Below are 13,753 nucleotides of genomic sequence, written 5' to 3'. Positions count from 1 at the left end.
GCGCTCCGCGGTCGTCACAGTCGAACACTCGCATGGCATCTCCGGCTTCGTTCGGGCTCGGCTTTCACGTCGGCGTCACGACGCCCGCACTGCGGCGTTCGGACGATCCGCGAACATGCTGCCAGGTCCGGTGCCGGATGTGGCGACCCATGCCGGTGACGCCTGATTTCGCGCAGGCCCGCCCGCCGCCGGCCCACTCCGGCACAGCGGCGCGGACCGGCGCGGCAGCGTGCGTCAGATGGGCAGCTTGCGGAAGATCGGGCGCGGGATGTGGCGCAGGATCATCATGACGTAGCGCCAGGTGCCCGGCGCCCAGATGAGTTCCCTGCCCTTCTGCGCGGCCGAAACCGCCAGCTCGGCAATGACTTCCTTGTCCACGGTGAGCGGCGCCTCTTTGACGTGCGCGGAGAACTTGGTGCGCACCATGCCCGGCCGGATCACCAGCACGCGCGGCCCGTGCGGGCGCAGCGCCTCGCCGAGCCCGAGGTAGAAACCGTCCAGGCCGGCCTTGGTGGAGCCGTAGACGAAGTTCGTGCGGCGGACCCGCTCACCGGCGACCGAGGACATCGCGATGATCCGCCCGAAGCCCTGCGCCTTCATCTTCTCGCCGACCAGCACGCCGACCGAAACCGATGCGGTGTAGTTGATTCCGGCGACCTGCACGGCCTTGCGCTGGTTCTGCCACAGCTCTTCCGGGTCACCGTCGAGCGCGAACGCGACGATCGCGATATCGACATCGCCGCCGTCCCAGGCCGCGTCGATCACCTTCGGGTGACCGTCGGTGTCGAGCGCGTCGAAATCGATCAGTTCGACACTGCTGGCACCCGCCGCCTTCATCTGCGCGACGGCTTCTTCGCGCAGCGGATCATTGGGCAGGGCGGCCAGGATGATCCGCGCGGGCCCCTTCTTCAGGTATTCCGCGCAGATCGCGAGGCCGATCTCGGAGGTACCGCCGAGCAGCAGAATGGCCTGCGGGTTTCCCACGGCATTGATCACTGAAGCTCCAGCCTTCTCGCCATATCGGACATGAAAACGCCTGTGGGATCGACACTTCGGCGGATCTTGATCCACTCGTCGATCCGTGGGTACATCTGGTGGAAGGTCTCGGCGCTGGTGCGCGAGTCCTTCGCCGTGTACAGCCGCCCGCCGAACTCCAGCACCCGCCGGTCCAGCTCGCTGACCAGTTCGTTGAGCCCGGGCTTGATCGGGAAGTCGACACAGATGTTCCAGCCCGGCATCGGGAAGCTCAGCGGCGCCGGGTTGCCCGCGCCGAACAGCTTGAACACGTTGAGCGCCGAGTAGTGACCCGAGGCCTGGATGTCGATGATGATCCGCTTGAACTCCTCGACCGCCTCGGTCGGCACCACGAACTGGTACTGCAGGAAACCGTTGGAGCCGTAGCCACGGTTCCACTCCGCGATCATGTCGAGCGGGTGATAGAACTGCGTCAGGTTCTGCACCTTGCCGGTGTAGTTGCCGCCCATCGCGTAGTACGCCTCGCCGATGGAGCGCAGCGTCAGCTTGTTCATCGTCCAGTTCGGGAAGATGTCCGGCACCGTCATCAGTTGCGGCGCATCGAATTTCAGCGGCTTCTTACGCAGGCGCTTGGGTAGCTCGTCGACCTTGGCCAGCCTGCCGCGGGTGATGGTGGCGCGGCCCAGCTTCGGCAGCGGGCTGATCACGTCGAACCACGCGCTCGAGTAGGTGTAGTCGGCTTCGCTGCCGTCGCTGTGCGCCGCGATGGTCTCGTCGAGCGTCGTGGTCTTCACGCCGTCGTTGAGGAAGTACGCCGACTCGGTAGGCGTCATCTCGATGGTCGCGCGCAGGATGATGCCCGTGAGGCCGTTGCCGCCGACGGTCGCCCAGAACAGCTTGGCGTTGCGCTTCGGCGTGAGGTGCTGCACCTGCCCGTCGGCGGTGAGCAGCTCGATCGAGCGCACGTGGTTGCCGAAGCTGCCTTCACTGTGATGGTTCTTACCGTGGATGTCGGAGGCGATGGCGCCGCCGATCGTCACCTGACGGGTGCCGGGCAGCACCGGAACCCACAGCCCGAACGGCAGCGCCGCCTTCATGAGCTGGTCCAGGCTGACCCCGCCGTCCACGTCGACGATCCGCGTGTCGCGGTCGATCCGATGGATGTTGTTCAGCGCCGTCATGTCGACCACCAGCCCACCCGCGTTCTGCGCGTGGTCGCCGTAGGAGCGGCCGAGCCCGCGCGCGATGACACCGCGGCGCAGGTGTGGTGGCTTGCTGTCGTTGTCCTCGGCGACCATGGCGACGGCCTTGGCGATCAGTTCCGGATCGCCGGTCGAGAGCACTTCGGAGGAGGTTGGTGCGGTGCGACCCCACCCGGTCAACGTGCGGGTTTGCGTCGGCAAGGCGAACGCGCTCCCGGCGTCGGCGTCCCCGTTCGTGACGGTGGCGCCGTTCTCGTTCCCGGTCGTCGTGGTGGCGGTCGGAGCTTTCGTGGACATCGGCATAGAGGCTACAGGTATGACCGGACATCCGGTCGATGTCTCTTACTCCGGAGTAGTGACATATAGGTCGCTATGGCGCTGGACACGCCCGCCGCCCACATCGCGGGTTCGGTGGGCTCGGCCGGTCCGCGCGCCGCCGCGGCGGGCCCCGGCTACGCTCGTGCCCGTGCCTGCCGAACCCCATCTGCCGCTTCCGGTCGAGTTGCCGCTGGTCGACGAGCCGGGCGGTACCGATGTCGACCTCAAGACGCAGATCGTCCGGTTCACCCTGACCGGCGGCCTGTCGGCGATCGTCGACTTCGGGTTGTACAGCCTGCTCTTCAACCTGATCGGGCTGCCGCGTGAGGCGGCCAAGTCGCTCAGCTTCATCGCGGGCACCACCACCGCGTACCTGATCAACCGGCGCTGGACCTTCCAGGCCCCGCCGAGCCGGGCTCGTTTCGTCGCGGTGGTGATTCTCTACGCGGTCACCTTCGCCGTGCAGGTCGGCATCAACGCGGTGCTCTACGAGGCGCTGCCGGACGCGGCGTGGCGCCAGCTGCTCGCCTTCGTCGTCGCGCAGGGCACCGCCACCGTCATCAACTTCGTCGTCCAGCGCCTGGTGATCTTCAAGATCAAGTGACGCGTGGTCCGCTCACCCGTTCGTGAGCAGGGCTTCGGCCAGTTCGCGTCCCTGGGCCTTGGCCCCGAAGTAGTCCCCGCCTTTCGCGCGGGTGCTGTCGGTGCCCCAATCTCGCTGTTCCCGGTCGGCCGGGACGAGGTGGGGAATGTGCTTGCGGCAGTGGATATATGCCTCTTCGATGTCGACGACGACCCAGCGCTCCGCCGCGCGGCCCTTGGCGTTGGCGGGCAGTCCCGGCGTGATCTTGCGCAAGGTGTCGTCGGCGATGATCCGGGCCGAACCGTTGACATGCAGGCCGATCAGATCGCGCACGAAATCGATTAGCAGGATGCCTACGTGCGGATTCTCCAGGATGTTGCCGAGGCTGGCGAGCACGCCGTTGCCCCGGTATTCGGGGTAGGCAATCGTGCGTTCATCGATCACGTGCAGGAAACCGGGTTCGCCGGCGCGGAAGCTGGAGTCGCATTCGCCGTGTTTGTCCGAGGTGGCGATGAACGCCATCTCCATCCGGCCGATGAACTCGATCATGGTGTGGTTCAGATGATCGAGCACCTGATCGTTGTAGAAGCGTGCGGCTCTGTCCTGGGTGCCGTACCGATCCTGTAGCTCGCGTTCGCCGTCGCTGCCGTGCTGCGCGCCGGGCATTCGTGCCCCCTCTGGTAGGCGGAATCGGGTTCCGTCGAGGGGTCGAGATCGCGCCCGCGACTAAACCGAAATCCTGGCCATATTAGTCCGATTCGGCTTGACAAAAGTACGAAATCCACGTTGAGAATGCACTGAATGCGTAGTTAGCGCAAGGGTTTCCGCGGGTTAGCTGCATTCCGACCGGCCGGAATATTTCACCCGGCCGACCTATCGGAAACAGTCCGATTTTCCGCGCGCGTCAGGCCGGCGTCAAGGTCACCGGGACGCCGTTGAAGACCGCGTTGCCGGACGGGACGTCGACCACCGAGTCGTCGGTCAGCACGTTCGCGTTCACCCCGGCGTGTTCCTTCGCGACGCTCTGCGTGCTGTCGGTGTGGCCCCAGCCGTGCGGCAGGCTCACCACCCCCGGCATGATCGCGTCGGTCGGCTCCAGCGGCACCGTCAGCATGCCCGCCGCCGATTTCACGACCGCGTGCTCGTGCAGGCCGAGCCGCGCGACATCGGCCGGATTGATCTGCAGCGTGCAGCGATTCGAGCCGCTCACCAGCGTGGCGACGTTGTGCATCCAGCTGTTGTTCGAGCGCAGTTGCCGCCGCCCGATCAGCACCACGTCCGGCGCCGCGTCGGCCAGCCGGGCCCGCATCCGGGTCACGTCGTCGAGCAGCTGCCGCGGCGCGAGTTCCACCTTCTTCGACTCGGTCCGCAGCGCACCGGGCAGCTTGGGCTGCAACGGCCCGAGGTCGACACCGTGCGGATTATCCAGCAGCACTTGCAGATTCAGGTGTCCACCGGCCCATTCGCCGTAGGGCCCGAGCCGCAGCATCAGGTCGATGCGCTGTTCTGTGGTGTCGGCGCCGACCAATTCGCCACGCCGCTCGGTCATTCCGGCCTTGTGCAGCATGCCCGCGATGATCAGTTCGTCGACGCCGGTGAGCGGGTCGATGCCGTCGGTGCCCGCGTGCGGCATGCCCGACACCGCCGCGGCCAGCCTGGCGAGCACCGCCGACTCCGACGGCCGCTCGCCCAGCGGCACCAGCGGGCGCGAATACCGCGCGTAGTTGTGCACCGCGAATTGCAGCAACGCGAAGTCGTAGTGCGGCGACTGCACGGGACGCGGCGGCGGCAGGATCACGTCGGCGTGCCGGGTGGTTTCGTTGAGATACCGGTCCACGCTGACCATGAAGTCGAGCCGGGCGAAGGCGGCGTCGAGCCGGGCGCCGCTCGGCGCGGAAAGCACCGGATTGCCCGCGACCGTCACCAGTGCGCGGATCTGCCCCGCGCCGGGAGTGTTGATCTCGTCGGCCAAGGTCGCGACGGGCAGCTCGCCCATCGCCTCGGGCAGGCCGCGGACCCGGCTGGTCCAGCGCCCGGGCCGGAACGGCTTGCTGCGGACGATGCCGCCCGCCGCCGCGGTCGCGAACATCGCGCCGCCCGCGGTGTCGAGGTTGCCGGTCAAGACGTTGATCGCGTCCACGAGCCACTGGGTGATGGTGCCGAATTCCGCTGTGCACGTGCCGATCCGGGCGTAGACGGCCGCGGTCGGCGCGGCGGCCAGCTCCCTGGCGAGCCGGATCACCGTGTCGGCGGGCACGCCGGTGCGCGTCGCCACCGTATCCGGGCTGAACGCCGCTGCGGCCGTACGCAGTTCGTCCACGCCGGCGACCTCGACCCGGATGTCGACGAGTTCCTCGGCGAACAAGGTGTGCACGATGCCGAACAACAGGTACGCGTCGCTGCCCGGCCGGATGAACAGGTGCTCGTCGGCCAGCTTCGCGGTGCGCGTCACGCGGGGATCGACCACCACGAAGCGGCCGCCGCGACGGCGCAGCGCCTTCAGCCTGCCGGGGAAATCCGGTGCGGTGCACAGCGATCCGTTGGATTCGAGCGGGTTGGCGCCGAGCATCAGCAGATAGTCGGTGCGATCGAGGTCCGGCACCGGCACGGTGAGCGGATCGCCGAACATCAAGCCGCTGGCCACCTGTTTCGGCATCTGGTCGGCGGTGCTCGCGGAGAAGATGTTGCGGGTGCTCAACGCCCGCAGCAGCACCGGCACGTACAGCGCGCCGGCCACGGTGTGCGCGTTGGGATTGCCCAGATACGCTGCCGCGGATTGTTTTCCGTGCTCGGCGACGATCTGGGGGAAGCGCTCTGCGATGAGGTCGAACGCCTCGTCCCACGAAGCGGTGCGCCAGGTATCGGTGGCCCGGTCGCGAATCATCGGCTCGCGCACCCGGTCCGGGTCCTCGTCGAGGTGACCGAAGCTCGCGCCCTTGGGGCAGATGAATCCCTTGCTGAACGGGTCGGCCTTGTCGCCGCGCACCGCGGTCACATGATCCTCGGGATCCAGCGTGATCTCCAGTCCGCACACCGCCTCGCACAGGGGGCAGGTGCGCAACAGGTTCCGCTGATCGGTGACGTCGGCCATGCTCGTCCGCCTCTTTCGCGTGTTCGGACTCGAGCGTCGCGGCGGTGGCTCTCGCGGGGCGGGTGGCGCATCGGCCGAGCTGACCCACGTACGCGCAATTCAGTCGTGACGTCCCAAGTGTCTCAATCCATAGCGTAATCGAGATCGGCGTCACAGACGGCCGTCCACGCAAAACGACCGATATCCGCACGCCGGTGCAGGCCGGCTAGGTGGCGGATATCGGTCGTGCAGTCCGGGTAGTCCCAGTCCCGGTCTGTGTTCATCAGGTTGTGCAGTGTCAGCAGGCGACGCTGGTGAGCTGCGGCTTGCTGCGTGCGGTCGCGGCCCGGACGGCCGCGCTGAGCGCAACCACCGGCGGAACCCAGCGGGCCTCGGTGGGTGCGACCCCCCAGCAGGCCGAGCCTGCCGAGAGCTGAGTGGGCGGCAACGGGACGCCCGCGCCGTCGGTGTGGACGACAGCGCCCGCGGCGGTCAGCGCCGCCAGCGCCATGGCGGCCTTGCGGACGCCGGTGACCAAGTGGATCTCGCGACGCTCGGTGCCCGGGATCTCGATGACCGGCCCGGACAGGTTGTTCGCTCGCAGGAAGCGGCGGACCTGGCCGGCCAGCTCGCCGCTGACCTCGATGGCCGAAAGCTCGTCATCGGTGATCAGGCAAAGACCGTTGGCCGTTTCGGCGACCGTCCATCCGCGCTGGGTGTATTCCTGCGCTGCGGCGGTCATGGCAGCCGCCGAGACGGAAGTCGGAAACGTGGTGCGCACTGTCTTTCTCCATTCCCCGGTAGATCTGGGTCCTGCATTCATGGGTCGTATCGGTGGTGGCCATCCGCAGCGTTACGCGATCTTCAAAACTTCTTCACGACTGTTGCTCACGTCTCTTCTGCGGGTGGGTAACAGCGGTTCGCTATAACCTGGGTTCTTCCATCCGGAAGCGTTGTCCTGCCGCTACTTTCGTGCGCTGACCTGTTCTTTCCCTGGGATGTCGCTGAGCAGAACCTGGGAATGATGTGACCGCGGTGTGAGGATGATGTGACGTATGGGTCCGCTCGCGAATCCCCGCTGGCCCGCACGCGCGATTGCGGGGAGGATTTCTTGCCATGAGCGATCAGTCCAACGGCCCCGGTGCGGCAAAGGGGAGCCCGCTGCCGGACCCGGAGGAGTTCGAAGCCGAATCACGCTGGCTCACGTGGCGGGAATCGGCGGCCCGCAGGTTCTCGCGCACAGAGACCTCCGCGACCGAGCAGACGCCGGAGCCGTTCGAAAGCCCGCGCGCCTTCGGGCAGTGGAGCGTCGAGGCCGCCCGCGGTTTGCTGGATGTGCAGTTCCACCGCCCGGCCACCCGGACCCTGCTGCCGCTGGCCTACATTCTCGGACTCGCCTTCGCCGTCGCCGTCCCGATCGCGCTCACCGTGCTCATGTGGCGGGTGTCGGCCGTGCTCGGCGTGCTGGCCGCATTGCTCGGCGTGCCGCTGGGGCTGACCATCGCGGCCGCGGTCCGCCTGATGCTCGAGTTCCTGGTGAACGCGTCGCGGCTGGCCACCCGGGTCGAGCACATCAGCGAACTGGCCGACGATCTGTTCCAGGCGCTCTCCGATGTCGCCGAACCGGTGAACCAGCTCTCCGAAGACGTTCGCGCGGTGCAGTTCTGGCGGTTCCGCAAGCGCGGTCCCCGGCGCTAGCGCCGCATGCGCAACACCCGCAGCGGATTTCTCGGCGATCTGCCCGTCCTCGGGTTGTGGTGTCGCCCATAGTGACCGGGGGTTGTTCTGCTGTGAAACAATGCCGTTTGGATGCTCCAGCTCCGGCTGGGACGGTGTCTGATAGAGAAGGTCACGCTGGCCGGACTTCGGAGTGGTTCGGTGAGAGTGCCCGGTGCTCGGCTACAAGGGGGGAACACCTATGGCATTACCGCAGGGGACGACCGGTTCGACCATGCCCCGGCGTCAACTCGGCCGGCATCTGCGCGACCTGCGTAATCGCGCGCGGATGACCACCAGAACCGCTGCCCAGCAGCTGGAATGGTCGGAGGCCAAGATCTGGCGGATCGAGACCGGCCAGACCTCGCTGCGCAGCCTCGACGTAGAGGCGATGTGCAAGGTCTACGGCGCGCCGTCGGATCTGATCGGTCCGCTCACGGCTTTGGCGCGGGAGACGAAGGCCCGTGGTTGGTGGACCGCGTACGGCGACGTGATCGCGGAGGGGTTCGAGGTCTACATCGGCCTGGAGGAGGCGGCCACCCGGCTGTCGACCTACGAGAACGAGCTGGTGCCCGGGCTGCTGCAGACCGAGGACTACACGCGCGCGTTGCTCACGGCCGCGCGCCCGGACATGCCCGCGAACGAGCTCGATCGGCGGGTGCAGCTGCGCATGGCGCGCCAAGCCCTGGTCACTCGCGCGAACGCGCCCCTGCAGCTGGACGTGGTGATCAGCGAGTCGGTGCTGTGGCGGCGCATCGGCGGCGACGCGGTCACCGCCGCGCAACTCGAGCACCTGCGGCGCATGTGCGACCTGCCGAACGTCCGGATCCAGGTGGCGCCAACGGATTCCGGCTACCACGACGGTATGGACTCGGGCCGTTTCGTGATGCTCGAGTTCCCCGAGCTGCGTGCGGGTGAGTCGCCCGAACCGCCGGTGGTCTATGTCGAATCGTTCACCGGTCCGGTGTATCTGGACAAGGAGAACGAGATCGACCGGTACCGAAGGGCTTTGGCGAGCATTAAATCCGTCGCGGTGGACGCGCGCGACGATATCGAGCAGGCGCGCAGCAGCCGCGTGTTCTGACGGCGGGAATCTTCCGGCGCCTCAGCACCTTTGACCGGGCACGCCCCAGGTGTCCGCCAGCACCGCGCGGTGGGTCGGCAGCGCTTGCTCGTAGGCCGCGCGCCCTTTTTCGGTGAGGCAGACGAAGACCGCGCGCCGGTCGTCCTGGCACATGGTGCGCGCGACCAGGCCGTCGCGTTCCAGCCGGGCGACCGCGCGCGACAGCGCGCTCTGGCTCAAGTAGATGTCATTGGCCAGATCGCTCATTCGATAGTCGCCGCAGTTGGCGTCGATCAACCGGTCCAGCGTCTCGAACTCGCTGAGTCCGATCCCGTGCTGTCCGTGTAGCGCCTTTTCCAATGCGCAGCTCACCGTCGCGTGCCGGTCCAGCAGCTCACGCCACTGACCCACCAGCCCGGTCGGCGCGACGGTGCGCCGGGCTGTCTCGATTGTCGACGGCTTCGACATGGCCCCATCCTAGTGGTCCGCGGCGATCTATGCAACCGCATTAGATGTGTTGGCATTTAATGCGCACGCATGTAACGTACCCCGCATGACTTCACCAGCAACCCTGGCGGCCGCATCCGCGACCGATCCGACCAAATGGACTACCCGCCTTTGGGGCATGCTGATCACGCTGTGCATCGTGCTGTTCCTCGATGGCCTCGACGTGTCGATGATCGGCGTCGCACTGCCGTCCATCGGCAATGAACTCGATCTCTCGACGTCCACCCTGCAGTGGCTGGTGAGCGGCTACATCCTGGGCTACGGCGGCCTGCTGCTGCTCGGCGGCCGCACCGCCGACCTGTTCGGCCGCCGCAAGGTCTTCCTGATCGCGCTGGCCGTGTTCGCCCTGGCCTCGCTCGCGGGCGGGCTGGTGAGCTCGGGCCCGCTGCTGATCCTCACCCGCTTCATCAAGGGCCTGGCCGCCGCGTTCACCGCGCCGACCGGTCTGTCGATCATCACCACCAACTTCGCCGAGGGCCCCGCCCGGAACAAGGCGCTGTCCATCTACACCGTGTTCGGCGCGGGCGGCTACTCGTCCGGTCTGCTCTTCGGCGGTCTGATGACCGGCGTCGGCTGGCGCTGGACCTTCCTGCTGCCCGTCCCGATCGCGCTGGCCGCGCTGGCCGCCGCGTGGGTGCTGGTGCCGAAGGACAAGCCCGCCGAGGAAGGCGGCCACGACCTCTTCGGTGCGCTGCTGTCCACCTCCGCCATGCTGCTGCTGGTCTACACCGTGGTCACCGCGCCGGAAGCGGGCTGGGCCTCGGCGCGCACGCTCGGTTCGTTCGCCGCGGTGCTCGTGCTGTTCGCCGCGTTCGTCGCGGTGGAGAAGCGGGTCAAGCACCCGCTGGTTCGGCTGGGCATCCTGCGCAAGGTGTCGCTGGTGCGGGCCAGCCTGGCGATCGTCGCGGTGGCCGGCTCCTACTTCAGCTGGCAGTTCATCGTGACCCTGTTCATGCAGGACAGCCTGGGTTGGTCGCCGCTGAAGCTGTCGATGGCGCTGCTGCCGGTGGGCCTGATGGTCGCGCTGTCCGCGGTGTTCTCCGACAAGCTGGTCGACCGTTTCGGCACCGGTCCGATCATCGGCGTCACCATGGCCGTGATGGCCGTCGGCTACCTGCTGTTCCTGCGACTGGACACCGCGCCGTCCTACTGGACGATGCTGCTGCCCGCGATCCTGCTGATCGGCATCGGCTGGGTGGGCTTCCCCGCCATCAACATTCAGGCGACCAACGGGATCGACGACGAGGAACAGGGCCTCGCGGCGGGCGTGCTGCAGACCTCCATGCAGGTCGGTGCCGCCATCGTGCTCGCGGTGACCACCGCGATCATCGCCTCGGGTGCGCACGGCGGGACCTCGCCGACCGCGATGCTGGACACCTACCGTCCGGGTCTGATCTTCGCCGCGGCGGTCTCGATCGTCGGTGCGCTGGTTGCGCTTTCGGCCTTCTTCGGCAAGCGCGGCAAGCAGGCGGAACCGGTCGCGGAACCGGAGCTCGAGCTCGTCGGCTGAGCCCGCACGAGTGAACACCGGCCGACCGGCATCGCCTCAGGGCGGTGCCGGTCGGCTGTTTCGCAGAGCTCAGGAAAAGGGCGGTGCCGCAGCGTCTTTGGCGGACCGGATGAACGTGAGCGGGTTGCCGTCCCGGCCGATGGTCGGCCAGTCGATGCCGAGCCGGGTATCGAAAGCGTCGATCTCCCGGTCGAATTCGGGCGTGTACTCCAGCGAGCACAGATAGGTGACGGTGGAGTTGTCCTCCAGCGAGAGGATGGCGTGGCCCAGCCCCTCGGACAGGAACATCGAACGCCGGTCGACGTCGTCGAGCAGCACGCTGTCCCATTGCCCGTAGGTCGGTGAACCGGGACGCAGGTCGACCACCACGTCGAGAAAGGCGCCGCGCACGCAGGTGACGTACTTCGCCTGTCCCGGTGGGTCTTCGGTGTAGTGGATGCCGCGCAGCACGCCGGCCGCGGACACCGAGCAGTTCACCTGGCGCAGATCGAGCGCCCGGCCCGTCGCCTTCTCGAACTCCGAGGCCTTGAAGCTCTCGAGAAACATGCCGCGGTCGTCACCGAACTGGCGCGAGGTGATCACCCACGCGCCGGGCACGGCCAGTTCACGGAACTCCATGCTCACCAATCCCGTCCGCGCTGCAGCAGATCGAGCAGATAGCTGCCGTAGCCGGAGCGGACCAGCGGCTCGGCCAGCTTGCACAGCTGTTCGTCGTCGATGTAGCCCATCCGCCAGGCGACCTCCTCGGGCACGCCGATCTTGAGCCCCTGCCGTTCTTCGATGGTGCGCACGTAGTTGGCGGCGTCCAACAGCGAATCGAAGGTGCCGGTGTCCAGCCACGCGGTGCCGCGCGCGAGCACGTCGACCTGCAGCCGATCCTGTTCCAGGTAGGCCCGGTTGATATCGGTGATCTCGTACTCGCCGCGCGCGGAAGGGCGCAGCGTGCGGGCGATCTCGACCACGTCGTTGTCGTAGAAGTACAGCCCGGGGATGGCGTAGTTCGAGCGCGGCGTCTTCGGCTTCTCCTCGATGGAGACCGCGCGTCCCCCGGTGAACTCCACCACGCCGTACGCGGTCGGGTCCGACACCCAGTAGGCGAACACCGCGCCCCCGTCGATGCCGGTGAAGCGATTCAGATTGGTGCCCAAACCGGGGCCGTGAAAGATGTTGTCGCCGAGCACCAGTGCCGCGGTGTCGGTGCCGATGTGGTCGGCGCCGAGCACGAAGGCCCGGGCCAGCCCGTCCGGCTCCGGCTGCACCACGTAACTGATCGACAGGCCGAACTGGGCGCCGTCACCGAGCAGCCGGGTGAACGCGGCGGCATCGCCCGGCGTGGTGATGACCAGGATGTCCCGGATGCCCGCGAGCATCAGCGTGGACAGCGGGTAGTAGATCATCGGCTTGTCGTAGACCGGGACCAACTGCTTGCTCACGCCGCGCGTGATCGGGTGCAACCGCGAACCGGTGCCGCCCGCCAAGATGATTCCGCGCATGCCGAGGAGTCTGCCAGGGGACTGCCGTTTCGGTACGGGCGGCCTTTCGAATTGATTACGGAATCGGCCTTCGTGGTTTCGCGGGCGGGCCGTGGGGAGATTCTGTTGCTTAGGTCACACAACACATGTTGTTCTGAAACAACATCGTGTGAGTTGTCAGCGCCGACAGCTCGCCTGGGACCGTCCGGTCGGGACTCGGCGCGCCAGTGGTGAGGTAGGTGCGCGATGGCTGCCAGTCGAGTCGGCGATCCCGGCATGGTCATGAATCCGGAGAATCTGAGCGCGCCCGCACGCCTGCTGCTCGCGGCTTGCCTCGGCGTGATCCGTCCCGCGCTGCGCGCGGCGCCGATCACCCGCGCCACCATCCCGATCGGCGCCGCCGCGATCGACACGCTGGCGCGGTTGCGGCCCGAGCCGACAGGTATCGACCGGGAGCGGGTGTCGCTCAACGGTTTCCGGATGGAGATCATCCGTCCCGCGGGTGCGGCGCGGGCGCTGCGGCACGGCGCCGTGTTGTACATGCACGGCGGCGGATTCGCGGTCTGCGGCCTGCGCACGCACCGTCCGGTCGCCGCGAGCCTGGCCCGGCGGACCGGCCTGCCTGTGGTGAATGTCGACTACCGGCAACTGCCCGGGCGGCGCATCACCGATTCGGTCGAGGACTGCCTCACCGCGTACCGCTGGTTGCTCGCGCACGGGGCGGATCCGGGACGCGTCGTCTTCGCCGGTGATTCGGCGGGTGGCTACCTGACTTTCGCGACCGCACTGCGCGCGCTGGCCGAGGGCCTGCCCGCGCCCGCCGGTCTGGTCGGGCTGAGCCCGCTGCTCGATCTCGACTATGCGGCCAAGCGCGGACACGTCAATGAGCGTCGCGATCCGTATATCCCGTTGCTCGCGCTGGCGGCGGTGGTCCGGATCGGCGCGGAGGTGGACGGCAAGCTCGACCCACTGCTCTCGCCGGTGAACGGGATACTGGCCGGGCTGCCGCCGGTGCTGCTCATCGCGGCCGAAGACGAGGTGCTCCGGTACGACTGTGAGCTGATGGCCCAGCGCCTCACCGCGGCGGGCGTGCCGAACGCGGTGGAGCTGTGGCGCGGTCAGGTGCACGCCTTCATGAGCATCGCGCCGAACCTGCCGGAGAGCCGGGCCGCACTGGCCCGGGTATCGCGATTCGTCCGAGCCAGGATCGAGGAGAGCCAGCAGGCGCGGACCGCGTAGAGCGGCCCGGCCTGTCCAGGCGAGCCCCGTTCCGCTGTGGCCGGGACGGGGCTCGCGCATGCCTGGACCCGTTCGGGGCAGGGGGGATTCGCGTGGTC

General features: G+C 67.6%; 13 protein-coding genes. 5 read left to right on the top strand and 8 right to left on the bottom strand.

Features of this window, described 5'->3' with window-relative positions; all coding sequences use genetic code 11:
* Window positions 1-234 precede the first annotated feature (234 nt).
* Window positions 235-996, bottom strand: coding sequence for a decaprenylphospho-beta-D-erythro-pentofuranosid-2-ulose 2-reductase (locus NBRGI_RS08090; protein WP_029894112.1), 762 nt, complete (start codon window positions 994-996; stop codon window positions 235-237).
* On the bottom strand, window positions 993-2,480 hold the full coding sequence (locus NBRGI_RS08085) for an FAD-binding oxidoreductase (RefSeq protein WP_029894110.1): 1,488 nt from the start codon (window positions 2,478-2,480) through the stop codon (window positions 993-995). Before NBRGI_RS08085 ends, NBRGI_RS08090 begins: the two co-directional genes overlap by 4 nt.
* Before the next feature lie 163 nt (window positions 2,481-2,643).
* Between NBRGI_RS08085 and NBRGI_RS08080 the strand changes: the two genes are divergently transcribed.
* Complete coding sequence (locus tag NBRGI_RS08080; RefSeq protein ID WP_167829093.1) at window positions 2,644-3,099, top strand: GtrA family protein; 456 nt, start codon at window positions 2,644-2,646, stop codon at window positions 3,097-3,099.
* A gap of 12 nt (window positions 3,100-3,111) precedes the next feature.
* Here the strand turns inward: NBRGI_RS08080 and NBRGI_RS08075 are convergent, their stop codons facing one another.
* From NBRGI_RS08075 to NBRGI_RS08065, 3 genes are all read right to left on the bottom strand, one after another.
* Window positions 3,112-3,744: a pyridoxamine 5'-phosphate oxidase family protein gene (locus NBRGI_RS08075; RefSeq protein ID WP_029894106.1), complete on the bottom strand. Its 633-nt coding sequence runs from the start codon at window positions 3,742-3,744 to the stop codon at window positions 3,112-3,114.
* Window positions 3,745-3,982: 238 nt separating this feature from the next.
* Window positions 3,983-6,169, bottom strand: coding sequence for a molybdopterin-dependent oxidoreductase (locus tag NBRGI_RS08070; RefSeq protein ID WP_029894104.1), 2,187 nt, complete (start codon window positions 6,167-6,169; stop codon window positions 3,983-3,985).
* 277 nt (window positions 6,170-6,446) lie between these two features.
* Complete coding sequence (locus tag NBRGI_RS08065; RefSeq protein WP_029894102.1) at window positions 6,447-6,929, bottom strand: hypothetical protein; 483 nt, start codon at window positions 6,927-6,929, stop codon at window positions 6,447-6,449.
* Between the two features lie 335 nt (window positions 6,930-7,264).
* Between NBRGI_RS08065 and NBRGI_RS08060 the strand changes: the two genes are divergently transcribed.
* Window positions 7,265-7,846, top strand: a complete 582-nt coding sequence (locus NBRGI_RS08060) for a DUF4282 domain-containing protein (protein ID WP_029894100.1) — start codon at window positions 7,265-7,267, stop codon at window positions 7,844-7,846.
* Between the two features lie 220 nt (window positions 7,847-8,066).
* Window positions 8,067-8,948: a helix-turn-helix domain-containing protein gene (locus tag NBRGI_RS08055; RefSeq protein ID WP_029894098.1), complete on the top strand. Its 882-nt coding sequence runs from the start codon at window positions 8,067-8,069 to the stop codon at window positions 8,946-8,948.
* A gap of 21 nt (window positions 8,949-8,969) precedes the next feature.
* Here the strand turns inward: NBRGI_RS08055 and NBRGI_RS08050 are convergent, their stop codons facing one another.
* The gene (locus tag NBRGI_RS08050; RefSeq protein WP_029894096.1) at window positions 8,970-9,395 is read right to left on the bottom strand and encodes a MarR family winged helix-turn-helix transcriptional regulator; all 426 of its coding nucleotides are present in this window, start codon (window positions 9,393-9,395) and stop codon (window positions 8,970-8,972) included.
* An 85-nt stretch (window positions 9,396-9,480) separates the two neighbouring features.
* Between NBRGI_RS08050 and NBRGI_RS08045 the strand changes: the two genes are divergently transcribed.
* Window positions 9,481-10,944, top strand: a complete 1,464-nt coding sequence (locus tag NBRGI_RS08045) for an MFS transporter (protein ID WP_029894094.1) — start codon at window positions 9,481-9,483, stop codon at window positions 10,942-10,944.
* Between the two features lie 69 nt (window positions 10,945-11,013).
* Here the strand turns inward: NBRGI_RS08045 and NBRGI_RS08040 are convergent, their stop codons facing one another.
* Together NBRGI_RS08040 and rfbA are read right to left on the bottom strand one after the other, a co-directional pair.
* A complete protein-coding gene (locus NBRGI_RS08040) occupies window positions 11,014-11,562 on the bottom strand; it encodes a dTDP-4-dehydrorhamnose 3,5-epimerase family protein (protein WP_029894092.1) in 549 nt (182 codons plus the stop codon).
* 2 nt (window positions 11,563-11,564) lie between these two features.
* Entirely contained in the window at window positions 11,565-12,437 is an 873-nt protein-coding gene (rfbA, locus tag NBRGI_RS08035) for a glucose-1-phosphate thymidylyltransferase RfbA (RefSeq protein WP_029894090.1), read from the bottom strand.
* 225 nt (window positions 12,438-12,662) lie between these two features.
* Between rfbA and NBRGI_RS08030 the strand changes: the two genes are divergently transcribed.
* On the top strand, window positions 12,663-13,655 hold the full coding sequence (locus NBRGI_RS08030) for an alpha/beta hydrolase (RefSeq protein WP_051727570.1): 993 nt from the start codon (window positions 12,663-12,665) through the stop codon (window positions 13,653-13,655).
* Window positions 13,656-13,753: the final 98 nt, after the last annotated feature.

The sequence above is a fragment of the Nocardia brasiliensis IFM 10847 genome (assembly GCF_000710915.1).
Classification (GTDB): Bacteria; Actinomycetota; Actinomycetes; order Mycobacteriales; family Mycobacteriaceae; genus Nocardia; species Nocardia brasiliensis_A.
The sequence above is the reverse complement of the archived record's forward strand: the minus strand, read 5'-3'. Positions and strand labels throughout refer to the sequence as shown.